General features: G+C 60.6%; 17 protein-coding genes, 1 pseudogene and 1 CRISPR repeat array. Of the genes and pseudogenes, 10 read left to right on the top strand and 8 right to left on the bottom strand.

Features of this window, described 5'->3' with window-relative positions; translation table 11 throughout:
* Positions 1-3 precede the first annotated feature (3 nt).
* From HRF45_10295 to HRF45_10285, 3 genes are read right to left on the bottom strand one after another with little or no spacing between them, the layout of a single operon-like run.
* Positions 4-825, bottom strand: a complete 822-nt coding sequence (locus tag HRF45_10295; GenBank protein MEP0766913.1) for a carbohydrate ABC transporter permease — start codon at positions 823-825, stop codon at positions 4-6.
* Positions 822-1,706, bottom strand: a complete 885-nt coding sequence (locus tag HRF45_10290) for a sugar ABC transporter permease (protein ID MEP0766912.1) — start codon at positions 1,704-1,706, stop codon at positions 822-824. The genes HRF45_10295 and HRF45_10290 overlap by 4 nt, the downstream gene beginning before the upstream one ends.
* The gene (locus HRF45_10285; GenBank protein ID MEP0766911.1) at positions 1,706-3,004 is read right to left on the bottom strand and encodes a sugar ABC transporter substrate-binding protein; all 1,299 of its coding nucleotides are present in this window, start codon (positions 3,002-3,004) and stop codon (positions 1,706-1,708) included. The genes HRF45_10290 and HRF45_10285 overlap by 1 nt, the downstream gene beginning before the upstream one ends.
* A gap of 62 nt (positions 3,005-3,066) precedes the next feature.
* Here HRF45_10285 and HRF45_10280 point away from each other — a divergent pair, with 62 nt between their 5' ends.
* Positions 3,067-4,416, top strand: a complete 1,350-nt coding sequence (locus HRF45_10280) for a right-handed parallel beta-helix repeat-containing protein (protein ID MEP0766910.1) — start codon at positions 3,067-3,069, stop codon at positions 4,414-4,416.
* A 10-nt stretch (positions 4,417-4,426) separates the two neighbouring features.
* On the opposite strand, the gene HRF45_10275 is transcribed toward HRF45_10280, so the two are convergent.
* On the bottom strand, positions 4,427-5,587 hold the full coding sequence (locus tag HRF45_10275) for a hypothetical protein (protein MEP0766909.1): 1,161 nt from the start codon (positions 5,585-5,587) through the stop codon (positions 4,427-4,429).
* A gap of 17 nt (positions 5,588-5,604) precedes the next feature.
* On the opposite strand from HRF45_10275, the gene HRF45_10270 reads away from it, so the two are divergent.
* A complete protein-coding gene (locus HRF45_10270; GenBank protein MEP0766908.1) occupies positions 5,605-5,850 on the top strand; it encodes a hypothetical protein in 246 nt (81 codons plus the stop codon).
* A 9-nt stretch (positions 5,851-5,859) separates the two neighbouring features.
* Here HRF45_10270 and HRF45_10265 read toward each other — a convergent pair whose 3' ends face one another.
* Entirely contained in the window at positions 5,860-8,925 is a 3,066-nt protein-coding gene (locus HRF45_10265; GenBank protein MEP0766907.1) for a hypothetical protein, read from the bottom strand.
* 126 nt (positions 8,926-9,051) lie between these two features.
* On the opposite strand from HRF45_10265, the gene HRF45_10260 reads away from it, so the two are divergent.
* Positions 9,052-9,930 (top strand): hypothetical protein, encoded by an 879-nt coding sequence (locus tag HRF45_10260; protein MEP0766906.1) that lies wholly within the window; start codon positions 9,052-9,054, stop codon positions 9,928-9,930.
* A gap of 47 nt (positions 9,931-9,977) precedes the next feature.
* Here HRF45_10260 and HRF45_10255 read toward each other — a convergent pair whose 3' ends face one another.
* The 3 genes from HRF45_10255 to HRF45_10245 all read right to left on the bottom strand — a co-directional run bounded on the left by HRF45_10255 (position 9,978) and on the right by HRF45_10245 (position 14,634).
* Positions 9,978-13,568, bottom strand: a complete 3,591-nt coding sequence (locus HRF45_10255) for a glycosyl hydrolase family 43 (protein ID MEP0766905.1) — start codon at positions 13,566-13,568, stop codon at positions 9,978-9,980.
* A 500-nt stretch (positions 13,569-14,068) separates the two neighbouring features.
* Complete coding sequence (locus tag HRF45_10250) at positions 14,069-14,380, bottom strand: hypothetical protein (protein MEP0766904.1); 312 nt, start codon at positions 14,378-14,380, stop codon at positions 14,069-14,071.
* Entirely contained in the window at positions 14,380-14,634 is a 255-nt protein-coding gene (locus HRF45_10245; GenBank protein ID MEP0766903.1) for a hypothetical protein, read from the bottom strand. The genes HRF45_10250 and HRF45_10245 overlap by 1 nt, the downstream gene beginning before the upstream one ends.
* Before the next feature lie 279 nt (positions 14,635-14,913).
* On the opposite strand from HRF45_10245, the gene cas3 reads away from it, so the two are divergent.
* The 7 genes and pseudogenes from cas3 (at position 14,914) to cas2 (ending at position 22,339) form a co-directional block, all read left to right on the top strand.
* The gene (gene cas3 / locus HRF45_10240; GenBank protein MEP0766902.1) at positions 14,914-17,070 is read left to right on the top strand and encodes a CRISPR-associated helicase Cas3'; all 2,157 of its coding nucleotides are present in this window, start codon (positions 14,914-14,916) and stop codon (positions 17,068-17,070) included.
* Positions 17,071-17,709: a type I-C CRISPR-associated protein Cas5 gene (gene cas5c, locus HRF45_10235; GenBank protein ID MEP0766901.1), complete on the top strand. Its 639-nt coding sequence runs from the start codon at positions 17,071-17,073 to the stop codon at positions 17,707-17,709. It abuts the gene before it with no gap.
* Positions 17,706-19,439, top strand: coding sequence for a type I-C CRISPR-associated protein Cas8c/Csd1 (cas8c, locus tag HRF45_10230; GenBank protein ID MEP0766900.1), 1,734 nt, complete (start codon positions 17,706-17,708; stop codon positions 19,437-19,439). The genes cas5c and cas8c overlap by 4 nt, the downstream gene beginning before the upstream one ends.
* 3 nt (positions 19,440-19,442) lie before the next feature.
* Positions 19,443-20,360 carry a type I-C CRISPR-associated protein Cas7/Csd2 gene (gene cas7c / locus HRF45_10225; protein MEP0766899.1) on the top strand — a complete coding sequence of 306 codons (918 nt, stop codon included), beginning with the start codon at positions 19,443-19,445 and terminating at the stop codon, positions 20,358-20,360.
* A gap of 8 nt (positions 20,361-20,368) precedes the next feature.
* Positions 20,369-21,001, top strand: coding sequence for a CRISPR-associated protein Cas4 (cas4, locus tag HRF45_10220; protein MEP0766898.1), 633 nt, complete (start codon positions 20,369-20,371; stop codon positions 20,999-21,001).
* Positions 21,001-22,029, top strand: a pseudogene (cas1c, locus tag HRF45_10215) (type I-C CRISPR-associated endonuclease Cas1). Before cas4 ends, cas1c begins: the two are co-directional and overlap by 1 nt.
* Positions 22,030-22,036: 7 nt before the next feature.
* Positions 22,037-22,339 (top strand): CRISPR-associated endonuclease Cas2, encoded by a 303-nt coding sequence (cas2, locus tag HRF45_10210; protein MEP0766897.1) that lies wholly within the window; start codon positions 22,037-22,039, stop codon positions 22,337-22,339.
* A 156-nt stretch (positions 22,340-22,495) separates the two neighbouring features.
* Positions 22,496-25,456: direct repeats of the CRISPR family, unit length 37 nt; unit sequence GTAGCACCCGGCCCATAGGTCGGGTGAGGATTGAAAC.
* Between the last annotated feature and the right edge of the window lie 62 nt (positions 25,457-25,518).

Genomic DNA, 25,518 nt, shown 5'->3' with positions numbered 1-25,518 from the left:
CTGCTACTTCATGCCTGTCAGCGCGATACCGCGGGTGAAAAACCGCTGCGTGAACAGAAACACGATCAGCACGGGTATCAGTACGATGACCGCCGCTGTCATCTGCAGTGGCCAGTTGGTGCCACCAAACGAGTCCTTGAAGACGGACAGACCTACTTCTAACGTGCGCATTTCCATGGAGCTGGTTACGAGTAATGGCCAGAAGAAGTCGGTCCATGTGGCCACGAAGCTGAAGGCCGCAAGCGTTGCCAGTGCCGGCTTGGTGAGCGGCAGCGCTACCCACCAGTAGATGCCGAAGTCGCCACATCCGTCCAAGCGTGCGGCTTCGCTGAGCTCTTTCGGTATCCCGAGGAAGAACTGGCGCAGAAGGAAGATAGCGAACGCACTCGACAGTCCCGGCACAATCAGTGCCCAATACGTGTCCAGCCAGCCGAAGTTTCGGACGAGGATGAACACGGGGATCATGGTCACTTGCCCGGGGATCATCATGGTGGCAATGAACAGGAAGAAGAGCAGGTCGCGGCCCCAGAAGTGCATGCGCGAGAACCCGTAGGCCGCCAACGAACTGACGAATAGCTGGCCGATGACTACTACCACGGTCACGAACGAAGTGTTTACCAGAAACCGCCAGAACGGAATATCCGGCATTGTCATCACTTTGACGTAGTTCTCGAAGTGCCAATTCCCGTCCGGAGGCATCAAGTGCGCCGGCGATGGTAGAGCGGCCTTGGAAGGGTGGAGCGATGCCACCACCATCCATGCGAATGGCGCCAGCAGCGCCACCGCCAACAGAATCATTACAAGATAGCTGATGGTCGCCCTCATTCGATGCTGAACCCCTGAAGTCGCTTGCTGAGAAACTTGAACTGCAGCAACGTGATACCAAGCACCAGTGCGAACAGGATGTAGGACTGAGCGCTCGCCATGCCCATCTCGAACTGCCGCCAAGCCTGATTGTAGATGTGATAGCCCACCACGTCCGTCGTCTGTAGCGGACCGCCTTTCGTCATCATGTATACGGGAGTGAACACCTGCAGCGCGGCGATCGTGCTCGTAACGAGCACGAAGAACGTGGTCGGAAGTAGCAGCGGTATGGTGACGTGTCGAAAGGACGACCAACGTGTGGCGCCGTCTACCTGCGCGGCCTCATAGAACGACTGAGGGATAGCCGCGAGCCCTGCGATGAACAACACCATTCTCGGCCCCAGCCCGACCCAAATGCTCATGAACACGAGCGCAGGCATGGCAAGCGTGGGGTCGTTCAGGAAGTCGGTGGTACCGGAGAAGCCGAAGAGCTGGGCGATGAAATTGATGAGACCGTTGCGTGGAAGGTAGATCCATATCCACACCATGGAGATCGCGACACCGGAACTGATGGCAGGGACGTAGAAGATGGTTCGGAACAGCGTCACGCCGCGCAGCTTCTGATTCACCAGAATGGCAACTGCCAGAGCAACCAGCATGCCAAGCGGTACGCTCATGAGCGCGAACCGTGCCGAGTTCCACACGGCATTCCAGAACTCCGCATCCTGAAAGAGGAAAAGGTAGTTTCCTAGACCGACGAACGGCTTTCCCTCCTTCAGGATGTTCCATCGGTGCAGGCTGAGGATAGCCGCATACACGATGGGGATGAGAGCGAATACTACCAAATGAGCGAAGGCGGGCAGAATGAAAAGGTACCCACGCCAGTTCGGCCTCTCGCCCATCAGCGCCCTGCCAGCCCGAACAGCTTGTGGTCGATCTTGCGCGCTGCATCGTCGAGTGCCTTCTGCACGGGTACCTTGCCGATCATGATACGCTCGATAGCATCTCTTCCGACGTCCTCCACATATGCGTAACCTTCGACCTTTGCGCCCCACGGAGCACGTGCATACTGAATCTCGTTCAGGAAGACCGGTTCCAGGGAACTAGTGTCGCGCCTCGCTTCTGCGACGGAGCGCACGGCAGCGATCGCGAGACCACTGCCGCACAACTTGTCCTGTACTTCGGCTCCACTGAAGTACTTGATGAACTCCCACGCCATCTTCGGGTGTCTGCACTGGCGCGTGATGGCAGGACCGGATTCATACATGACGGTCACACGTTCGCGATGACGTGGCAGCCCTACCACGCCGAGGTCTGCGAACCGAAACTTTTCCGTCTCCCCGGCCTTGTAGCCGACGATGGCCCAGTGCCCGCTGATCTCCATGGCCGCTTCGCCGCTCTGGAAGAGGTTGGTACCTGTCGCGGCGCTCTCCGAGATGGTAGGTGCTACTCGGTACTTCGTCACGAGATCGGTAAAGAACTGCACCGCCTCCACGCTGCGCGGACCATTGAGGTACCCCGTCGCACGTGTACCGTCTGGGCTGAGCACGTCTCCACCGTTCTGCCATATCCAAGTGATCCACCCAGGCATCCAGTTGACGAAGTAGAACCCATAGCGGTCCCTGGCCGGATCGCTCAGTGCCTTACAGGTCCGAAGGAAGTCGCCCCACGTCCAACCCTCCTGCGGATAGGGCACGCCGTGCTCGCGAAACACGCGTTTGTTGTAGTACACCACCATCGGTGTGAAGTTCCCCGGCAGCGCATACACCTTGTCCCCCCTCTTCGCGATGTCGTATACGTTGGGGAAGAAGATGTCGGGATCGAACTTGGGGTCCGCGCGCATGAGAGGTGTTAGGTCTGTCACCACGCCATTGTTGATGAATGCGGCGGAGGAAGACGCATCCAGAAACACCACGTCCGGCGCTGTGCCCGCGACGTGCTGGGCCAATAACTTGAAGACGTATTCTTGTGAACCGGGGATGTGTTCTATCTTGAGCTTGACGCCAGGGTGCATGCGCTCGAACTTGGCGTACACCTCGCGGTTCACGCGATTGAACTCGTCGTCGTCCGACGCGCCACCCCAGTCGGCGACTCGCAGCACGATCTTCCCGCCGTCCTGCCCCGATCCACGAAGGCAGCCGCCCAGAATCGCGGCGGCAGCAACAAGACAGAAGCCTAACACCGCCCAGCGCATGGGCAAAAGATACCCGCTTGCGCCCTCTCGGGCGTCGGCGCCCCTTGATTTCGGGTAGGCTGTTCCGCATGTTGTGCCTAGCGCTCGCCATGCTTCCGCTCGCTGCAGTCGTCCCCACCGACGGGCTTGTCATCACCCAGGACACCGTGCTCGAACCCGGTACCTACCTGCTGAAGCAGGGCCTCACGATCGCAGCCGACAACGTTACGCTGGACGGCGCGGGTGCAACCCTCATCGGCTACGACGACACTGGCAAGGGTGTCAGCATCGAAGGGCGCAAGAGCGTGACGATCGAGAACCTGAAGATCGAGCGCTTCCGTTGGGGCATCTACGCCAAGAACGCGGACGACCTGACCATCGAAGGCTGTTCCATACATCGCACCGCGGAGCTGCCGCCGGGCGGCACCTTCCTCAACATCTGGACTCCCCCCGAGAACGCATACGGCGGCGCCATTATGATATGGAAGGCCAAGAACGGCAAGGTGACACGCAATCAGCTACAGCATCAGCAGAATGGAATCCTGCTGTACGAGTGCGAGAAGATGACCATATCGCGTAATAACGCCTCGTTCAACAGCGGGTGGGGCATCAGCTTGTACGAGACGAGCGACAGCGTGGTAGAGAACAACACGGCGGATTTCTGCATCCGTGTGCAAGAACGCGGTTCCAGGGCGTATCACGCGGGCGCGGATGCCACCGGCCTTCTGATGATCATGAACAGCAACCGTAACAAGGTGATACGTAACTACTTCCGCGGCGGAGGCGACGGCGTGTTCGTGGCCGGGTTCCGCGCCCCCGACCTGAAGGCGCCCTGTAACGACAACCTCTTCGAGGACAACGATTGCTCGCTTAGTCCTAACAACGCCTTCGAAGCTACCTTCTGCGAGGGCAACGTGTTCCGCAACAACAAGGCGAACAACTCCAACTTCGGCTTCTGGCTAGGGTACTCGTGGAAGAACACCATCGAGGGAAACGAGATCCGTGGCAATCGTATTGCCGGCATCGCTATCGAACACGGCAACACCACTCGCATCGAGAATAACACGATAGCGTCGAACCGCGACGGGGTGCTGCTGTGGTCGGACGGCGAGGCGCACTTCGGCGCAGGATGGCCGGAGATGATCGACTCGTACACCTATACGATTATGGGCAACACGTTCGATGCGAATCGCATCGGCGTCCACGGCATCACCGGGAATGGGTGGTGGGGGCAGGATGCCATCGTGGGCAAAACGGCTTGTCGGGACTATACCATCACGCAGAACACCTTCTCGAACAATCGGACCGGTGTGCGGTTGGTGGGAGTGGCCGATAGCACCGTGTCGAGCAACTCCTTCGACGCGCGACACGAGAAGAGCGTGGAAGTACTGGATAGCAAGAACGTGAAGCAGGAAGCGAACTCGGTCACCGAGCGGTAGTAGCAACCTGTTAGCTGCCGGCCCTCGTCACGATGGCAAGCCCGGGCTCGGCCGTCGCCACGAACATCGCTACGTCTCTGGCGTCTGGCCCGACGAGCACCCACACGTGTCCGGCAAATGTGGCGTGCCTCCGCTGCTCGCCGGGTTCCAACTCCCCGTACGGGGTGCGGCCACCGTCGCCATCCACCCACAAGAGCTGAAGCCTCTCGTCTGTGCAGTTGCGAAAGCGAATAGTAGTGGCTGTGCCGTCCGATGATCGCTGCTGTGCCCACAGCCTCGGCTCGACTGGCTGTAACTCGACCAACTTCAAGGGCGTGACCTCGATGCGGCCGGAGTAGATGTCGTCCAGCAAACGGAAGGCCTCGGGGTCATAAGTCCGCAATCCATCGCGACCGAGCTCGGGTGGTGGCGACATCTTGCCGTGATCCCCTCGCGTACCGAAGTACCACATGCTCAACTCCGCGAAGAACTCCTGCACATTGGTGGCGGCAAAGGCCGACACCCAAAGACCTGATGCAAGCGAACGGTGATACTGGTCCTCGATGCGGGCGCGTGTGGCATCGTCGAGGCCATAGGTGAGAATGGCATGAGCGAACTCGTGCACGCAGATGTCACGGCCTGCATATCTGTCGCCTGGCAGCCTTAGTAGGTTTTCCTCGCCGCAGGAAACGAGCTGTCCGCCGACGCCACGCGTGCGTTCGTCTATCGTCAGATCCCCGTCGAACGGCTTGCCTTTGTAGTGACGCAGGTATGGGAGGTCGGATGTAACCTGATCCTTGCCGATGATATGCAGTTCCACCGCCTCGGTACGCAGATTTGCAACTATGGTCGGGGCCTGTGACAGCATCCGCCTCAGTCGCGCATGGGCCATCACGAGCGCTTCATCCGACACGTCGCGGTGCGCCTTGATCGGAATGCCCCGATAGTCCAGCACCTTCGAGAAGAAACCGCGCTCGGGAGGGTCAATCGTGCGGACCCTCGATCCCTCTTGAGCAGCGAGGCCGACGCGGGTGCAGAGAGCCGAGCCCGCTAGTCCGAATGCGATGAGAATGGCACGGACGAGCATGTTGGAAGCATACCCCGGGCGCGTTCGCACACTCTCTCCGGCTTGGGCAGCGGCCCCCGCGCCGATGGACGGGACCGCCAGGAATGCAGGAAGAGTGCGGCGCATCCTGAATCTCAAGTACCATGAACGGACCGATCAAGGCCTTCGCAGTCGGCCACGGTGATCCGGCTGAAGGAATCGAGGTCATCGTCGAGGAGCCGAACGGCGACCAGATTCTCGTCCGGTGCATCTGCCTCGACGAGCAGACGGTCATCGAGGGCGACGGTAATCTCATCGAGTACTTCCACGAGCGCTACGGCGAGCGCACGTTCTCCATGACGGTCCGGGAGGCGGCTCTTCGGGCTGCCGAGAGTCACGGCCCCGAGTAGCCCGGGTGTCTACCTCAACTCGAAGTCGAAGATTGCCCATGGCTCGAATAGAGCCAGCGACGCACCGTTCTCCAGTCCCACGTACACCATGAGCCCGATCTCTTCGCCCTTCTTTAGATCCAGCCCGAGTCTCGGGTTTCGCGGGATCGCCATCTCGAACACCTGCTTACCGTCTGACACGCTACCGGCGAACAACGTATCATCCTGCCGGAAGTGCTCCTGCTTGTCATCGAAGTACGGCCAACGGTTCATCGCGCACAAGTGTACGCGAGCGCTCTCCAACCTGGGGCCGTTCGTCTTGTCCCCGACCACCCGCACATACACATTGTCGTTCCCGCAGTAGAACCCGTCGGCATTCTGGTCTGTCACTATGGAGATGCGAGTCCACGGGCCGCTCATCTCGAATGCGAAGTACAGGTAATCGGCATCATATGTGGACCACCCGTTCAGTCTGATGCCATGAGACTCCATCCACACCCACGGTTTGGTGGTGGGCCACTCACCAAGGGTGCCATCCACCTCGACCTCGCCAGCCGAAACGGTGGTGGCGAAGGGATACAGCGGATACTTGTCCTTGCCGTCCGGCACGCCATCTTCGTCGGTGTCGGCATGTCTCGGGTTCGGGCGGATGTACTCCCGCCCCGTCCGAACCCGTATGTCCGTGTTCAGTGCGGTGACCCAGGTGCTCGCCAGCACTTCGCGCATGTCGCTTAGCCCATCGTTATCGGTGTCGACCTTCGCGGGATCGGAGCCGAATCGCTTTTCGTCCATCGGCAGATGTGGTGCGTCGTCAGGAATGCCGTCACCGTCCGAGTCCTTCGCAAGCCGCACTTCTCCATACATGTTACGCATCCACTGACCCGCGTTCATGTGGCGAAACTGCCACGCAATGCCATCCCAGTGCTCTCCGTGTTTCGCTGCCGTGTCCCATTGCCATGTGCCGATGGCGGGATCGGGATTGTCATACTTAGGAGCGAAGTGACAGAACCACATGCGATCATCTTCGCGGTCCAAGCCGGAGTTGTTGTACTGAGATTCGATCTGGTGCTTGAACTCGTGACACATGAGCCACGCTATGTCGCTGCCCCCGAGGAAGAAGCTTCGCCCCGGAGTCGGCCACTCCACACCATAGGTACCTCCTCCGGAGCCCTGATAGTGCCACTCCCTTCTCCCGGGATTCCAGCGCCGTTCGCACTCCACGATCACCTGGCCCGTCCACACCTGGTTATCCCTCCCCAGTGACCTGAGCCCCTCGGCGAAGGACTTGTCATGGTTCTGTTCGGGTAGTGCCAGGTATCTCGGTTCGAAGAGGAAGCTCAGGCCAGGCCGCACCTCTTCGGTCACGTCGTCAACCCGGATCGTCGCCCGTTCTCCTTCAACGTCGGTGACCTCCGCGTCCGCCACTACCACGGATGCGCCGTCACGAAGGTAGCATAGCTTGCCCTTCATTCCGGTCTCGAAGCCGAAGTTCGACCCGCCGTTCACCCTCCAAGTGTTATCCGTCAGCTTTTCCGTTGTCGAAGCGATCCGGCCCGAGCGATACATGGTGGAGTCCACTACGAACGTGACATCGGTGAAGTAACGCATCGCTGAGTTCATCCAGTAGAACAGGACGGTCTCGTCGATCGCCTCGCGATACGTGTGTACTTCGGATGCGGGCATCGGCGTGGGCCAAGGCGTGTCGGGACGCAACGACTCCGTGTGCATCACGTTGGCAACCAACAGCAGCTTGACTGGGATGTGCACGTACGCCATCTGGCCCTTGGGTGGCATGGTGGCAATCGCATACTCACGCGACCACCCACCACCTGGGATAGTTCTTGCGTCCGGCATGCGCAGCTTATAGAAGTAGCGCTTGCCAGGCTCCAGTCCGGTCAGCATCAGCTTGTGAGTGGTGGTCTCGGCTCCCCGGCCCTCGACCTTCGTCACCTTCTCGGTCTCCCACGGCCTGTCGTTCCCGGGAGTCAGTTCGCATATATCGCTCTGACGGTAGATCGCCGCAGTTCGCGACTTCGAACGTGTCTTCCACTCGATGGTAGCGGTGGTGGCCGCGCGCTGACTTATGCGAGGGGAGCCCGGCTTACTGAACTCCTTGTCGAAGATGACGATGCGATTGTTGCCTGCGTCCGCAACGGCCACGTCACCCTTCGAGTTGATGGCGATGTCCGTCACGTTGCGCATCGCTCCATAGGCGCCGCCACTCTCTGTCCTAGCACGCTGGCTCTCGTTGTTGAGCGAAGCTCGGTTAGCAAAGATGTTGATGTTCCCGAAGTTGGTATCGCAGCCGTAGAGGTTGCCCTGCGCGTCGCCAGTAACAGACCGTGTGAGCCAGAACCCCCAGATGATGCCCTCGCGTGGCCCGCGTCGGGTGAGCTTGCCGGTAGCAGAATCGTAGTCGAATACCTCCAGCCGGCAGTTCCATCCGTTGGCCAGGTACACGCGCTTCAGCTTGCCGTCGAAGAAAGTGCCGCCCGGCTCGTTGCACTGTCCCACGTCCGTGTTTTCCCATCGCGGGTTGACGGCGACCTCCTCGGGTCTCTTCCCGTCTGCCAAAGCCCACTGGCGTTCCTGCTCCATCCTGGCCGCGCTCTTCTCCCCCGTCTCGTTGGCCAGCGTGAACAGGTGCTTTCCCGTGCGGTCGAACACCTGCAACCGGTGGTTCCACCGATCCGTCACGATCAGGTTGTCTCTGTCGTCCACCGTCACGTTGCTCGGCCCATTCAACTCGCCGTCGGCCTGTCCCTGCCGGCCGAAGGCGAACAGAAAGCCGCCGGAGGCATCGAACACCTGAATCCGGTGATTGCGGGTGTCGGCGACAATCACCCGCCCCTTCGAATCCACGGCTACGTCGAACGGCTCGTTGAACCGGCCGTCCCCGACGCCTGGCCCGCCACCGATTGTTCGCCGAAGCGACAGGTCGGGGCCGAAGACCAGGACGCGGTGGTTACCCGTATCGGCCACGTACAGGTTGTCCTTGGCGTCGAACGTAAGCCCCTGCGGGCCAGAGAGGGAGATCTCACCGGCAGCTTGCGAAGTGCCGGAAGCGAAAGCGGCGAGAATCGCGAACAGCAACATGGGGGTACCTCCGCACCTCTCAGCGACTGGCCTGTGGTTCGACGCCGATCAGCAGGCTTCCTCGGATGCCTGCACGAACGATTCAGGCGGCACAACTCGTCCTGCAAAGTAGGTAGGAGGCACACCATGAAACGAGTTCTCGTTGCGGCTGCAGTGCTCGCAGCGGCAGCCCTTTGGCTGTCCGCGATGCAGGACCAAGAGCAGGCACGCGAGTCGGCATGTCAGCACAACCACAACCAGGCCATCAAGGCCATGATCATGTACGCTAACGACAACGATGCCTTTCTCGCGATAGCCGATCAGGCCGGAATCGGCAATCCGGAATGGGGAACGCTTCCCGAGACCGGCCAAGGCACCACCTGGGTAGCCTCGATCATGCCTTACTCCAAGAGCCTGGATATCTTCTTCTGTCCCTCGGATCCGACGGCTGGTAAGCGCGAGGCGCTCGAGCGTGATCCTCGCACCGACGAGGCCCTTCCTGAGAAGGCCGGGAAGCACCTGCGCCTGTCGGCGACGCTTTACCGGACTAACCTGGGTTACAACCACGTGTGGCTGTGTCCAGAAGCGATGCTCGGGGACCGCAGGGTCGTGATGCCTACCACCCAAAGCAAAGTCGCCGCACCTGCGATGACCGTGCTGTTCATAGACACAGCGTGGTCTCGCGATGCGAGTGGCAAGCCGACGGGCGGTGGGCGTTATCTTGCCGACGCGCCGATTCGCCCGCACATCGGCGTTTTTTGGGGACCGCTACCAGCTAAGAAAGAGGGACTCGGCGGCTGGCTCTGCTACACGATGGGTGGCGGCGAGGAATCCAGCACCTACTGCCGTTCACACCCACAGGCGTACGGCTACTGCTATCCTTTCCACCCAGGCCAGACCTTTACGGTGTCCTATCTGGACGGTCATGTGCAGTCTCGGACTAGGCAGCAGCTGATGGCCGGAGTGTCAGCTGCGGACCAGAAGATCTCCAACGCCCAAGAATGCCACTGGGATACTGTCGAGTAGTCTGAGGGGTCGTAGAAGCCCACGATCTCGACTGCACGGCGTGCTGCCTACTTGGCTGGCAGCTCCACTCGCGCGTAAGCTCTAACCTCCACCGGTCCCAGCAGGCCGGATGGCTGGAGCGGCTCGTCCTTGCGCCACAGCTTCCACGAGCTGAACGTGCGCCTCCCCGTCGGACTCGGGCTGCCGTCCAAGAGCCACTGAGGCCACTCCACCAGCCTGCCGTCGGGGTGGCGCCGGCTGTCTTCGGGCAGGTTCTCATCGCCGATCATGCGGTTTACCCACAGGTTCGCCACCTTCACCTCGAGCGTGTTCTCGCCCGGCCTCGCCATGCCGGTCACGTCAACGCGATAGGGTGGTTTCCAGACTGTGCCGAGAAGCCTACCGTTGAGCCTAACCTCCGCGATTACCTCGACCCTCCCAAGCTCCAGCAGCAGCCGCTTGTCGGGTGCCAGCAGATCCTGTGGAATGGAGAAGGTCTTATAATACGTCGCCGCGCCCGAGTAGTAGCGTATCTCGGGATCATCGTGTATGCTCCAGGATATCAGCTTGTCGAACGTAACAGACTCTGGTGCACCGATGCCCGCTTCGAACCGCACCTCCCAAGGCCCTTCGAGCATCAGGGGCGCTGGCAAGTCACCTATCTCCACAATGTGCTTCCTACCGTCGGCAGTCCTCAGCACATACTTGCCAGGCTGCCAGACATCGGCTTCGATCTGCCCGCCTCGGACGCGTCTCAGCTCTATGCTGGCTGTGCCTGGACGTGCTTTCGGAATCGGCGTCTCTGCCGCCAACCTCGCGATCTCCGTCTCCGACAGCGCCCTGTCGAACATCTGAAGCTCACCTACGTCCCCTCGGAACGGGTCCACCGCTCGAGTGTGCTGCACCCCGACGCCCGGATGCACGGAATGCTTGCTGGTGAGTCCCGTGTGCACCAGTCTGCCGTTCAGATACAGACTCGGGCACGCGTCTCGATACACGATTACCACGTGCACCCAGCCGGAGATAGACTGACCATATACTAACACTGGTGCGAAGTAGTCGGCACTGTGTTCGTAAACGCACACGCCGTTCGTACCTACCGAGAAGCCTGCTCCGGCATGGCCATCGTCCGAATAAACCTCGTGGCCAGGGGGCGGGTAGAGCACCTCGTTGCGCACTACCCCGAGCCCTCCTGCACCGGAATCTGCCTCTTGTGGCAGTCCGGTGGGTGCATCGGGGCGCACCCAAGCAGCCATCGTGAAGTTGTTCGTGATGCGCGCGTTGTTATCGGTGTCCAGGCGAAGCCGAGGCTTCGGACGTGCATCCAGTACCACCTCGCCCTCCAGCGATACGCTGACGATGCGGTCTTGCTCGACTGGCTGCCCCGGCCGGAAGATCACGAATACGGATTCCGTCGCTTCCAGGTGTAGAGGCAAGTGCGTTAGCCCATTTCTCTGATCGTACACCGCCAGCTTCTCGATCTCGCCCGATCCCGGCCACCATAGCTCCGGTCGCATGCCCGACACGCGAAAGGTACAGACGGCATCCTCTGACTGCGCTGACTTGTTAGCGACGAAGTACACCTGCGTGTCGCCCAGTGCGCGATGGATGTACCGCAGGCTCGAGCGTCCGGATAGGGTGTGATAGCTGAAGTCCGCTGGCACACCCATGCGTTCGAGCACGCGCTCGGGTGCTATGCCCCACACGACCTTGCCCTTCCCGTAGCGCCGCTCCTTGACTTTCTGTCCGTCACAGTCTCCCCATATTTCGGCAGCGAGTCTCCGCACCTCGTCATCACACCCCGGATACCCCGAGAGGCTGGGGGATTCGAGCGGCGGCGCCCCCACGACGGTGGCTCCCGCTCTCACCAGATCACCTATCTTGGCGAGCAGCCGTGGGGTCATGGTGGGCACGTCCGGAAGGACCAGAAGCCGATAGCTCATGCCATCCGGCAGCACGAGGCACCCGTCACGTACCTGCATCCGCTCGATCACCACCTCCGGAGTGCATCCGTCGAAGTTGTATGGCGGACGCTCCGTGCCGTGCGGTCTCGGCACTACGAACCGCTGCGGGGAGCGCTCCGGCGCGAGATAGCAGATGTCGGCAACGAACAATCCCTGCTGAAGCAAGTACTGACACCTTGCCAGATATCGGTGCCATGCTGCCGATTGCTCCCACCACGTCTGTGTGCGTTCGTAGTGCAAACCCCAAGGCCCCATAGACATCCCCGGCTGCACGTCGAGCCATGGTTGGAGCGCGTAACGGTGAAACACGAAGCGATTGATACCCTCGCAGAACGCCCAATCACCGAGTGCTTTGATGGAAGCCGGATGATGCAACCACCTTTCGCCGTCCGTCGCCGTGAACGCCTCGGCGCCGAGGATGCGCTTGCCGTATACGTGTGCCGCTGAGGCCATCTGAGTACAGCTATACGATGTGAAGTTGTTAGGCCAAGACCAGAACTCCGCCATCGGCTCGTCCGCACGGCCCGCATAGGTCATATCATCACACGGATTACCGTCATATGCCTCTATGGAGAGTCGCATGCCGTGGTCGTTGGCCAGCTTCGCCATGTGACCCGCGTAGTTCTCGACGATCAGGTCCGAGATCGTCTGCCTGAGATCCCACAGGAAGCGCTCGGAGACCTCTAAGCTGTCTACTACTATGCCCGTCACCACGGGCAGGTATGGCAGCAGATCGTATCCGCGCAGACGCAGAAACTCCTCGCGAAAACGCGGCGTCCAGTTCTGCGATCCCACCTCCCAACTGTCGATGTGTGTGGAGACCAGTGTCTTGCCCGCCAGCGGGCCGACGTCGGCGATCAGCTTACCCATCAACGCACTGAAGTGCGTTTCCACTGCAACCTTGCTCATCTTGTCGCATTCCAAGCCCTGCGCAGCGGCAGGCGCGGGTAGGTTGATCGCTCCGGTAGTCGTGTGGCCAATGCGCAGAATCGTCCACTGACCCTCCGGCACGTCCCAGTCGAGGGTGCCATTCGGCCGCATGCGCGATGTGAGATCCAAGATCGCTTGCGACTCGACCACCTGCCCGGCAGGCAACTCCGGATAGGTGGACTGGGGAATCACCTCCTGTCTCACCAGTGCCGACTTGCCCGCGACCCCTTCGATCCGGTACTCACCAGGCGTGGGAAAAGCAAGGACCGCGATGTCCCGGTAGTAGTTGGCGAATCTCTGCGGCTCCGCCAATGCCGGGCCGAGCCTGGTGGGTCCCTGCACCGTGGTTTCGGTCCATACCACCTTCTGCATGGCGAGGTCCGGTGTTATCCACGGGCCGCCGCTCCCGGTCCAGCCGGCATCGTTGTTCATATTGACTTGCAGGCCGAGCCGGTCGGCCTCCGATACTACGTGCCGGAAGAGCTCGCGCCATGCGGGGCTGGCAAACACAACAGGCCCGGCAGGAGCGCCTTGATCCACTTCCATAATCAGCACACCGCCGATACCCACCCTGCGCATCGCTTCCAGATCCGCGGTGATTCCCTCGCGGGTGATGTTACCGTTTAGCCAGAACCAATACACCCATGGGCGCGCACTGGCGGGTGGACGCGCGAAGCCAGCCTCGAGATCTTGCACGTCCGCCGTCGGAACAGCCTGATAGGTGCAGGATAGAACGAACCAAGCGATCGCGATGAATGCACTCATCTGGGCTCCACCCCTTCTATCGCCTATGGGATTCTGGCGATCGTCTCGCCTTCCTCTTTGGCGAGACAAAGCCGTGAGGGCAGGATTGAGCAGTCATCCGCGAAGGTGGCCCAGGCCTCTGCAATCAGCGTAGCAGCTCTACTACCGATCCCTCGACCAATCCTGGCCACAGGGCACCAGACAACGAGATGCGCGATCGTAAGAGGGAGTTTGGGGCGGCGAACGGGGCTTGAACCCGCGACCCCCTGAGCCACAGTTCGACCGGAGGCCGTCCACGGAGTGCACCCGCGTGCCTCTGCGTACGGCTCGCGGCCCCTCCTAGTCCACCAAGTGCCCTAGGTTCCACTGAGCTCCACGCTCTTGGCTGTCAGTGTGGCTGTCAGCTGGCCACCGGCTCAAGCCGACGGCTACTCGGTGGTCGCAGGCCACTCGGCCTACATCTCGATCGCCTCGATGCACCGTACCGCTTCTAGCTGCCGCCGTGTTCCCGAAGCGTAGAATCAGTCCCAGCCTCCTGGTTCGAACCCTAGGTCCTCAAGGCGTTTGCGCGCGGCGTTCTTGACACTCGACAGGAACAACTCATCGTAGACGGGGTTGAGCACGAGATTCTCGACGCTGAGACGAAGCAAGCCCAGTTCCGCAAGCCGATAGAGACCGGATTGCACCTGGTCATCGTCAAGCAGTCTCTTGGCCATCTCCACGCCGCCATACGTCTCAAGCATCTGCATGAAGTAGGTCGCGTGATAGCCACGCTTCGCCGCGTCCACGTACGTGCGGAGCAAGTCGGCCCGAAAACGCTCCTCCAACGTCATTACTCCCACCCCAGAGCTGCAAGGCTCTGCTCGATCGCGCCGTCCAGGCTGAGCATCGCGCGTCCCTCGCCGACCTCCTGCCGGCAGATCAGACCGAGCACCTCGCCAGTCTCCCTGCCCATGGCGTTGCCGCTCTCGGGCAGGCCGCCGATGCGCGCGACCCTTTGGTAAGTCGTCAATCCGCGGTATCGTACCGCCTGGATGAGTTCGGCGTAGACGAGATGAAACGCGGTCGTACCCCTATACTTGCTCAAGTAGAATCGCCTCCGCCGTACGGGATTCGACGCTGACCCATTGGGCACCCTCTTCGCGACGAAGCAGCCGGCACGGGATCCTAGCCGCCGCGAACACCGTTCTGCTCGCGCTCTGTTGTTGCCGCGGCAGTATGGGCGTCACCAGTCTTCCCGCAAAGGGCGTTGGCGATCGACGGTTCTTGTCGACCTTCTCGGCTAGCGGCAGCACTCGAGTCGTGTCCAATACAAAGGACCGGAGCATGCAGGAACCGTAGCGACTAGAACCGAACCTTTCTAACCATGAGCGGCTTGCCGTTGGCTGCACACACACCTGGCCCGGGTGGCAATTGGCATGATCTAGTCGAGCACCTGTCCGCAGTCGCCGCGAACGCAAAGGGGATTGGGGACAAGTTCGGAGCGGGCCCATTCTGTGAGTTGCTTGGATGGCTACACGATATCGGAAAGAGCAGCCCTGCATTTCAGCAGTACATTCGGCAGTGCGCCATGGGTTACGCACCAGCCAAGAAGGCGCCCCACGCGCCAATTGCTGCCTGGATAGCGAGGAGCTGCAGCCCAGCCGTGTTTCCACTTCTTGGCCACCACGCGGGGCTTCATGATAGAAGTGAGGTCGTCCAGGCTCTACAGCGCGACTACTCCGAGTCGGCATCCCACGCCCTAAACATCCTCGCTGAGCTCGGAGTCGAGCCGGCCTTCACGCGCGAAATGCTCCCCGCCAACGACCCGCTTGAGATGGAGTTCCTTATCCGCATGGCGTTCTCTGCGCTGGTCGATGCGGACTTCCTGGACACCGAAGCACACTTTGATCCCAGTGCTACTGCGCACCGAGCCGCGCTAAAGCCGTTCTCCGACTATCTCGACGAACTCGACCGACACCTCACGCACCTGCGGATCTCAGCTGCAGGTTCTCCGGTCAACACCATGCGCTGCGAGATACTCGACCACTGCTGTCGCGCGGCGGAGCGGAGCCCCGGGCTCTTTAGGCTAACGGTACCGACAGGCGGAGGCAAGACTCTGTCAAGTGTCGCCTTCGCGCTCCGGCACGCCGTTCGACACAGGTTAGACCGAGTCATCGTGGCGATCCCTTACACCAGCATTATCGAACAGACCGCAGAGGTATACGCAGGCATCTTTGGTCGTGAACACGTCTTGGAGCATCACTCCGCGACAGCGGAATTCGATGCAGCCGACGAGGGACAGGAAGAGCGTGAGCTGCGCCGTCGGCTTGCAGCAGAGAACTGGGATGTGCCCCTAGTTGTAACGACCAATGTCCAGCTCTTCGAGAGCCTCTTCGCGAACCGCCCATCAAAGTGCAGGAAGCTCCATAACATCGCCCGAAGCGTGATTATCCTTGACGAAGTGCAGGTGCTGCCCGTAACGCTCACCAAAGCTGTGGTCGCAATGCTCCATCAACTGGTGTCACAGGCAGGTTGCACCGTGGTGCTGTGTACGGCGACGCAACCGGCCTTCGAGGCCCTTCAGCTGCCAACGCTAGAGACCGCAACTGACATCGTCCCGCATCCGGAGCGATACTACGCCCAACTCCGCCGCGTGGAGTTCGAGCGGCCAACCCAAGCGGTCGAACCCGCCGAGGTCGCCGACGCTCTTCGGGACCTTGAGCAGGTCCTATGCATCGTAAACGGCAGAAGGGACGCACTGACCGTAGTCGCTGAACTCGGCGAGGACCCCAACGCGTTCCACCTCTCCACGCTCATGTGTCCGCTCCACCGACGAGCGGTACTTGCCGAAGTGCGCAGTCGGCTTAGCCAGGGCCTGTCGTGCCGTCTGGTGTCAACCCAAGTTGTCGAGGCCGGCGTTGACCTCGATTTCCCCGTCGTATACCGCGCCATCGCGCCACTCGACCGAATCGGACAGGCGGCAGGACGCTGCAATCGAGAGGGGACACTCAGCTCGCCCGGCAGGTGTGTCATCTTCGATCTTGCCGGTGGAACCAGCCTGCGAGGCGAGTACACTACCGGTACCGACTTGGCGCGTACGATCCTCACGGAAGATCCGTCAGCCCTGCACAATCCAGACACGTTTCAGCGGTACTTCGCAGACCTGTACGCCAACTGCGATACGGATGCGCAGGGCATCCATGCCCTGCGCACTGATGGCGGCTCGGGTCCCCGGTTTCGAGAGGTCGCTGATAGATTCCGGCTCATACCTGAGGCGACGAAGGCTGTTGTGGTCCGGTATGCAGATCAGGTTGACGATCTACTGGTAGAGGCGCGTCGAATCGGATCGATTACCCGCGATGTGGCCCGTCGGCTTCATCCCCACTCTGTCGCAATCTACCAGCACGACTTGCAGAGGCACCTTCGGGACGGAACCGTAACGGAGCCGGTACCTGGGCTCCTGGTATGGGAAGGGGCCTACGACCAGAGAACTGGGATCGGCGGAACCAGCATTGCCGATCCTGCCGACCTTGTAGTCTGAATGGAAGGAGGAAAGGTGCTCAACCACTGCCTATCAGTTCAGGTCTCATCCGACTTCGCGTGCTTCACTCGGCCCGAATTCAAGGTGGAGCGCGTTACCTACCCGGTCATGACGCCATCTGCCGCACGAGGGGTCCTCGAGGCGGTGTTCTGGCACCCTCAGTTCACCTGGAGGGTGCTCGAGATCCATGTGCTGAAACCGATTCGCTACGTCTCCATTCTCCGGAATGAAGTCAACTCCAAAGCGGCTCTCGGCGAGGGTAAGAGCTTCTATGCGGATCTCGTCGAGAATCGCGCGCAGCGGCACTCGGTCGTTCTTCGCGACGTGGCGTACCGGATCTACGCCGAGCCCGTCGTCAACCCAGGTGTCGCAGATGACGTGGCTAAGTTCCGCGACCAGTTTCGGCGGCGTGTGCAACGCGGCCAGTGCTTTCACCGTCCTGCCCTCGGCTGTCGCGAGTTCGCAGCCGAGTTCGGCCCGGCCGATGACACCAAACCTATCGATCACACGGAGGACCTCGGGTGGATGCTCTTAGACCTCGACTACGGAAGCGGGAAGCCGCCGTTTACGCCGTTGTTCTTTGAGGCGAGGCTCGACCGAGGCGTACTGAGCGTGCCCCGGAACGGAGGTGCGGAGTGATCCTCAAACGACTGGTCGAGTTCTGGGAACGCGGTGCCCTATCGCTGCCCCCGGGCTACCAGAACGCGCTGATCAGCAAGATGATCCGTCTCAACGCTGACGGGACCCTTAGAGATGTGATCACCCTCTCAGGTGACAAGAGGGGTCAGCGCGAAGGCAAGGTCATGTCAGTACCACGCGTGGTCCGTTCCTCGTCGACAAGACCAAACCTGATCGCTGACAACCCAGAGTACGTCCTGGGCATCCCAAAGGACCAGAACGAGAAAGCCCGGCGTCGCGCCCAAGAGCGCCACCAAGCATACGTCGACTTGGTCAAAAGGTGTGCACACGCAACGGGCATCCCCGAGGTGGAAGCGCTGTGGCGGTGGCTCTGCGCGAAGGAAACGGCGATTGGCGATGCTCGTGCCAATGTGCAGCCTGGTGATGAGCTGAACTTCGAGGTCGGCGGTACCGTGCTCACCGATCTCGGTGACGTCCAGCGGTTCTGGGCAGGTCCGGCAGCAGCCGCGCAGGGCACCCAGCGCTGCCTCGTGACGGGCGAACTGATGCCTGTAGAGGACCGCATGCCCGTCAAGCTGAAGGGCATCCCAGGGGGCCAGTCTTCTGGTTCCGCACTTGTGGCAGTGAACGCTCCGGCTTTCGAGTCGTACGGACTTAAAGCCGCACTCAACTCCCCCATCAGCAAGCGCGCCGGTGAGGCTTTCGCGAACGCAATCAACTTCATGGTGGGCGAGCGCAAGCACCACCTGCGACTCGGCTCGAAAAGCGTGTACCTGTTCTGGACGCGAGAAGAAACAGCCTTTGACGTGATGTCCTTCCTTGATGCTCCAGACCCTCAACTCGTTCGAGACATGCTGAAGTCACCTGTTTCGGGCTCAAACAGCGATGCTGCGGAAGCACAGGACTTTTACGCCCTCTGCCTCTCCGGAAATAGCGGTCGTACCGCGATCCGCGACTACTTGGAGACGACGATCCCGGCTGTCAAGAACTCACTCACTGTTTGGTTCCGCACGCATCAGATCCGGGATTGGGGGACGGGCGAACTGCGGCAATTCGGCATCTACCAACTCGCTGCCTCTCTCTACCTCGATCCGAACAAAAACATCGTGCCATCCATACCTGCGGCACTCCTGCGATCGGCCCTCACAGGTGCCCCGATACCCAGCTCTCTGCTGATGCAGGCACTCAGGCGCAACATCGCCACACAAGGCCCGTTCTACATGCTGCAGGGCCGGAAGGTCATCTCGCTTGCCCGCCTATCGCTTATCAAAGCCGTCTACCTATCGCACAGACCACAAGAGGAGGTCAACACCTTGCAGTCCCTCGAACACAACAACACCGATCCTGGCTATCTCTGCGGCCGCCTGTTGGCGATCCTGGAGTCCGCCCAACGGGCTGCGAGCCCCGGAATCAAGGCGACACTCGTGGACCGCTACTATGGCTCGGCCTCGTCCACTCCGGCTTCCGTGTTCGGCAACCTGTTGCGAATGACGCAACCTCACCTGGCCAAGCTACGAAAGACGCGCGAGCCGGTCTTCCATGCTCTTGAGCGGCGGATTGTCGAAACAATGGAGCCGCTTCGAGGCTTCCCACCCACTCTTACGCTCCAGCAGCAAGCGCTGTTCTCGTTGGGCTTCTACCACCAGAAGGCGCACGACCGCGCAGAGGCCCGAGCGCGCAAGGAGTTGCAAGATCTCGCTGACGACGCCACCACCGATAAGGAGGATTAGAAAATGTTCAACCTACAAGAGATCACTGACCCCGGGAAGCGCTACGACTTCCTACTCCTGTTCGATGTCACCGACGGCAATCCGAATGGTGACCCCGACGCTGGCAACCTCCCGCGCGTGGACCCCGAGACCATGCAGGGCATCGTGACCGACGTATGCCTTAAGCGCAAGATACGCAACTTCGTGGAGCTTCACTTCGGTGCCGATGCAGAGCTCAAGGTGTACGTCCGCGACAGCGGCGTAGCGCTCAACGAGAAGCACGAGCGTGCCTACAAGTCGCTGAGCCTGACGTCCACAGGCAGCAAACAAAGCCGGGCCGACGCCAATAGGGCGCGCGACTGGATGTGCGCGAACTACTACGACATCCGCATGTTCGGGGCTGTCATGACCACCGGCGTTAACTGCGGTCAGGTCCGCGGCCCCGTGCAGCTGACCTTCGCTCGCTCGGTCGATCCCGTTGCACCGCAGGATGTATCCATCACCCGCGTTGCTGTCACCCGCAAGGAAGACGCTGACGTTGCAGTCTCTGACGCGGGCGAGACCCGTGGTGGTAAAGAGACCGAGATGGGGCGCAAGGCCTTGGTGCCATACGGCCTCTACCTTGGTAAGGGCTTCTACTCACCTGCCCTCGCTGCTCAAACCGGCGTATCTCGGGAGGACCTAGAGCTGTTCTGGCGGGCCCTCGTCGGGATGTTCGAGCACGACCGGTCGGCCGCTCGGGGCTACATGGAGATGCACGGCATATACGTGTTCCGACACGACAACCCGCTGGGGAATGCGCCCTCCGGCCCGCTGTTCTCGCGACTCCGCGTTCAGCGTAGACCAGAGGTGCAGGTTGCTCGGCGGTTCGACGACTACGTCATAGATATCGTGGAGGCCAACATGCCAGAGGGTGTCACCTTGGTGAAGCTGCTGGGATGACGGACGTTATGCGCGGGTGGCAGGAGGACGAGGTCGTGCTAGTTAGCGCCATTGAGCACTACTCCTACTGCCCGCGCCAGTATGCCCTTATCCACATTGAGAGCACCTTCGATGAAAACCTATTCACCCTCCGAGGGCGGTTCACGCATGAGCGGGTAGACGATCCACATGCCCGGTATGAGCACGATGTCCGGGTGGAGCGTGCCGTGCCGATATGGTCCGACCAGTACGGCCTGATAGGGAAGGCGGACGTTGTCGAATTCGATGGAGATGGTGTCCCCTTCCCTGTCGAATATAAGAGTGGGCGCCCGCGGGGTCACATCCACGAGTTCGCGCAGCTGTGTGCGCAATCCCTGTGTCTCGAGGAGATGCTAGGCGTTGCCGTTCCAAGGGGAGCTGTTTACTATGCAGCGACGCGACGACGGGTGGAACGTGATCTGGACCAGCAACTGCGCCGTGCCACTCTGAAGATCGTTGAGGCAATCCGTGTTGCTCAGAGGACCCTCGAAGTCCCTCCCGCAGTCTACGACCCCCGCTGCCGCAACTGCTCCCTGCAAGACGCGTGCCTGCCTGAGTTGATTGGAACAACCATCCGGTTCGACGATCTCTTCCTGCCGCGTGCTGAAAGGGAACTGCCGTGATCAAGCAGTATCTCAACACTTTGTTCATAATGACGGAAGGGGCCTACGCAAGCCTCGAAGGAGACACGGTCAAGGTGGAGTGCGAAGGGCAGAAGCTGATTCAGACCCCACTGCACCATCTCGGCACCATATGCACATTGGGCAGAGTCACCCTTTCTCAGCCGCTGATGATACGCTGTGCCGAGGATGGTCGGACTGTAGTAATGATGGATCGACACGGTCGGTTCAAAGCACGCGTGTCGGGCCCGACTACCGGTAATATCCTCCTACGTATGGCGCAACTGGGCTTTCACGATGACGCAGAGCGTGCGCTCTGCTACGCCAAGTGCGTCGTCGCTGGCAAACTGCAGAACGCTCGCCAAGTGCTGCTCCGAGCAGCGCGTGAAGATCATCGCGGGGGCAGAGACGCTCTGGTGGCTGCCGCGTAGGAACACGCAGACCTGATCCAGGACCTGCGCGCCGCCCAAACGCTCGACCAAGTACGTGGTTGCGAAGGTGCGGCTGCCCATGCGTACTTCGCGACCTTTGATTCCATGATCCTCGCACAGCGGACGGATTTCCGCTTCACCGCGCGCTCCCGAAGGCCCCCGCGCGATCGTGCGAACGCCCTGCTTTCCTTCCTGTATAGCATGTGGACCAACGACTGCGTGTCTGCGCTGGAAGGCGTCGGACTCGACCCGCAGCTAGGTATTCTCCATTCGGTCCGCCCTGGTAGGCCGGGGCTGGCACTGGACCTCGTCGAGGAGTTCCGACACATTATCCTGGACCGACTCTGCTTGACGCTGATCAACCGCAAGCAAGTCACCGCTGCCCACTTCGATGTACGGCCCGGTGAGAGCGTGATGCTGAATGAAGAGGGAAGGCGTCTGGTGCTCGTCGCCTACCAGAAGCGGAAACAGGAGGAAACCTCGCATCCACTGCTCAAGCAGAAGGTCCCCATTGGCTTGTTGCCCCACATACAGGCGCGTGTCATGGCTCGCTTATTCCGCGGCGACATCGACCACTACGCGCCGTTCGTGCCGAGATGAGCCACCAATGAGGCGGACACACGATATCCTGGTTTCATACGATGTGGATACTACATCTGCTGCTGGTCGGCGTCGGTTACGCAGGGTCGCAAAGGTATGCACGGCATTCGGTCAGCGCGTTCAGTACTCGGTCTTCGAGTGCTGTGTATCCGACATGGATCTCGAGAAGTTGCGCCGCAAACTGTTAGACGTGCTGGAGTCAGCCGAGGACAGCTTGCGCATCTATCGCCTGCGGCAGCCGCGTGAGGAGCACCTTGAGGTCTACGGCAGGGACAGATGGATTGACTTCGAGGGCCCGCTGGTCGTGTAGCGCGAACCCCCGGTGGTGAGCCCGTGAACCAGAGGTTCGCGCTTGGCTCTAGGTCCACTCGGTTCGCTTCAGTGCGCACCGGGAGCAAACATCTTGCAGAGCCGGAGCCCGTGTGCGATGCGGCTGCGCAAGCCAATTGTAGGGTACAAACCGGCTGTAGCACCCGGCCCATAGGTCGGGTGAGGATTGAAACTTATGGGCACCCACCAGACCACCCTGGAACAGTCGTGTAGCACCCGGCCCATAGGTCGGGTGAGGATTGAAACCTCTAAGGCAGACAACTGTCCGCTTGCTTGCTTAACGTAGCACCCGGCCCATAGGTCGGGTGAGGATTGAAACCCGGTAGAGCATGCGTGTCAATCCGATCCCATCTGTAGCACCCGGCCCATAGGTCGGGTGAGGATTGAAACGGCAGGTGGAAGTGTTGGATCGGCACTCACATCATCGTAGCACCCGGCCCATAGGTCGGGTGAGGATTGAAACATCATCAGGCATGATGGTGAGCATCGGGTCCTGCGAGTAGCACCCGGCCCATAGGTCGGGTGAGGATTGAAACAACGCCTCGGACATGCGCGACTGGCCGTATAGATACCTCGCAGGTAGCACCCGGCCCATAGGTCGGGTGAGGATTGAAACACCAGTCCGATTGGCGACGGGAAGGCGTTGTGTGCTAGTAGCACCCGGCCCATAGGTCGGGTGAGGATTGAAACGCAGGGGGGGTGTACCATAGGTGGTAACTGTTGCCGTAGCACCCGGCCCATAGGTCGGGTGAGGATTGAAACAGACACCCCCGAGCTTTCCCGCTGTGGAGGTACGGGTAGCACCCGGCCCATAGGTCGGGTGAGGATTGAAACCGAATCGGAACCGTACGCTCGGTCACGGCGAGCGTGTAGCACCCGGCCCATAGGTCGGGTGAGGATTGAAACGGGTCCCAGGCGTCGTACACCAGGCCCTCGGCTGCGGTAGCACCCGGCCCATAGGTCGGGTGAGGATTGAAACACGGCGACCTCGAGGGTCACTCCCTCGTCGGGCGCGTAGCACCCGGCCCATAGGTCGGGTGAGGATTGAAACACCATCTGCGGCTTGAGGCTCGGAGTCACGCGAACCCGTAGCACCCGGCCCATAGGTCGGGTGAGGATTGAAACAACATCACACTCGTCGACAAGTCCGGTGGAAATCCGGTAGCACCCGGCCCATAGGTCGGGTGAGGATTGAAACAGCAGCATCGGGTCGGCATCGATCACGTCGTGCCGGGTAGCACCCGGCCCATAGGTCGGGTGAGGATTGAAACGGCGCGCCACACGTTGTCTGCGTCGCAGAACGTGATGTAGCACCCGGCCCATAGGTCGGGTGAGGATTGAAACTGGGCGTCATCTTGATACACCTCGCCCGTCAGCGCGTAGCACCCGGCCCATAGGTCGGGTGAGGATTGAAACAGGCGCACTTCCACGCCAGGTGCCGCCCCGGCCTGGGTAGCACCCGGCCCATAGGTCGGGTGAGGATTGAAACCGACCAAAGTTTAGATAACTTTTCTGACCAAGGGTCGTAGCACCCGGCCCATAGGTCGGGTGAGGATTGAAACTGGACAACGGTGTGCACAGAATAGTGGCGGTCGGGTGTAGCACCCGGCCCATAGGTCGGGTGAGGATTGAAACCGGACCACCGTCACCCGTCATCACCGGGTAGTGGCGAGTAGCACCCGGCCCATAGGTCGGGTGAGGATTGAAACCCACAGCCAACACATATCCCAGCATCCACTCTCGTAGCACCCGGCCCATAGGTCGGGTGAGGATTGAAACTTTAGGGCCTGCGAGAAGTATGTTATGGAGCACCCAGGTAGCACCCGGCCCATAGGTCGGGTGAGGATTGAAACGAGGCGTGGCTCGGCCCGGCTAGGCGCGGCGGGGCGTGGCTCGGGTAGCACCCGGCCCATAGGTCGGGTGAGGATTGAAACATATATCCAGCAGTCACTACTCGCATCACCGCACGCGTAGCACCCGGCCCATAGGTCGGGTGAGGATTGAAACTGCAGCCGCCAGGCGGTTGAGCAAGTTTCTTACGTAGCACCCGGCCCATAGGTCGGGTGAGGATTGAAACACGTCCTTGGCCACACCCTCTGGGCTCTCTGGGAGTAGCACCCGGCCCATAGGTCGGGTGAGGATTGAAACAACGTGCTAATGGGTGGTATCCCTCAAGAAGGCGAGTAGCACCCGGCCCATAGGTCGGGTGAGGATTGAAACTAGAGAACGAAGTGAAGCGGCTAATTGAGGTAGTTGAGTAGCACCCGGCCCATAGGTCGGGTGAGGATTGAAACTCCGCATGATGCCGCCAGGTCGATGGCATACATCAGGTAGCACCCGGCCCATAGGTCGGGTGAGGATTGAAACTCGCTTCCGCCTCGCTCGCGAAAGATGCTCTACCGGTAGCACCCGGCCCATAGGTCGGGTGAGGATTGAAACGAGGGCCCCGTTGTGTATCTCAGCGCGCAGGATCCCAAGTAGCACCCGGCCCATAGGTCGGGTGAGGATTGAAACTCAACGACCTGACGAATGCGATTATTTGGAAACGTAGCACCCGGCCCATAGGTCGGGTGAGGATTGAAACCTCTTGAGCCAGTCCTTCGAGACGGGCTCTATTCCTTGTAGCACCCGGCCCATAGGTCGGGTGAGGATTGAAACTGACGCCGGCGGTCGCATCTACGTGATATATGCAGGTAGCACCCGGCCCATAGGTCGGGTGAGGATTGAAACCACGTACTAGTCTTCATCATTCTCACCTGCTTCTAAGTAGCACCCGGCCCATAGGTCGGGTGAGGATTGAAACACATGGGCACAAGTGACCCATTCCGCCAACGACAAGGTAGCACCCGGCCCATAGGTCGGGTGAGGATTGAAACGGCTTGCCGACTGCGATGAAAGCCGCACTCCGCCAAGGTAGCACCCGGCCCATAGGTCGGGTGAGGATTGAAACTGTTCGTGCAATCTAGTCCTGCTAAGTGGCGTACCAGGTAGCACCCGGCCCATAGGTCGGGTGAGGATTGAAACAGTAAGGTCGTGGCGATCCTGGTGCCACTGGTAAGCGTAGCACCCGGCCCATAGGTCGGGTGAGGATTGAAACACCACCTGAGTCTCGGGGGGAAATCCGAACCCGCCCGGTAGCACCCGGCCCATAGGTCGGGT

The organism is Fimbriimonadia bacterium, assembly GCA_039961735.1.
Taxonomy (GTDB): domain Bacteria; phylum Armatimonadota; class Fimbriimonadia; order Fimbriimonadales; family JABRVX01; genus JABRVX01.
Note: the sequence above shows the minus strand (reverse complement) of the source record. Positions and strands in the feature narration are given on the sequence as shown.

Bases quoted from the DNA above. Each gene is read 5' to 3' on its own strand.
- HRF45_10295 (MEP0766913.1), bottom strand. From the start codon at position 825: ATGAGGGCGACCATCAGCTATCTTGTAATGATTCTGTTGGCGGTGGCG.
- HRF45_10290 (MEP0766912.1), bottom strand. From the start codon at position 1,706: ATGGGCGAGAGGCCGAACTGGCGTGGGTACCTTTTCATTCTGCCCGCC.
- HRF45_10280 (MEP0766910.1), top strand. From the start codon at position 3,067: ATGTTGTGCCTAGCGCTCGCCATGCTTCCGCTCGCTGCAGTCGTCCCC.
- HRF45_10275 (MEP0766909.1), bottom strand. From the start codon at position 5,587: ATGCGCCGCACTCTTCCTGCATTCCTGGCGGTCCCGTCCATCGGCGCG.
- HRF45_10270 (MEP0766908.1), top strand. From the start codon at position 5,605: ATGAACGGACCGATCAAGGCCTTCGCAGTCGGCCACGGTGATCCGGCT.
- HRF45_10265 (MEP0766907.1), bottom strand. From the start codon at position 8,925: ATGTTGCTGTTCGCGATTCTCGCCGCTTTCGCTTCCGGCACTTCGCAA.
- HRF45_10260 (MEP0766906.1), top strand. From the start codon at position 9,052: ATGAAACGAGTTCTCGTTGCGGCTGCAGTGCTCGCAGCGGCAGCCCTT.
- HRF45_10255 (MEP0766905.1), bottom strand. From the start codon at position 13,568: ATGAGTGCATTCATCGCGATCGCTTGGTTCGTTCTATCCTGCACCTAT.
- HRF45_10250 (MEP0766904.1), bottom strand. From the start codon at position 14,380: ATGACGTTGGAGGAGCGTTTTCGGGCCGACTTGCTCCGCACGTACGTG.
- cas3 (MEP0766902.1), top strand. From the start codon at position 14,914: ATGAGCGGCTTGCCGTTGGCTGCACACACACCTGGCCCGGGTGGCAAT.
- cas5c (MEP0766901.1), top strand. From the start codon at position 17,071: ATGGAAGGAGGAAAGGTGCTCAACCACTGCCTATCAGTTCAGGTCTCA.
- cas7c (MEP0766899.1), top strand. From the start codon at position 19,443: ATGTTCAACCTACAAGAGATCACTGACCCCGGGAAGCGCTACGACTTC.
- cas4 (MEP0766898.1), top strand. From the start codon at position 20,369: ATGCGCGGGTGGCAGGAGGACGAGGTCGTGCTAGTTAGCGCCATTGAG.
- cas2 (MEP0766897.1), top strand. From the start codon at position 22,037: ATGAGGCGGACACACGATATCCTGGTTTCATACGATGTGGATACTACA.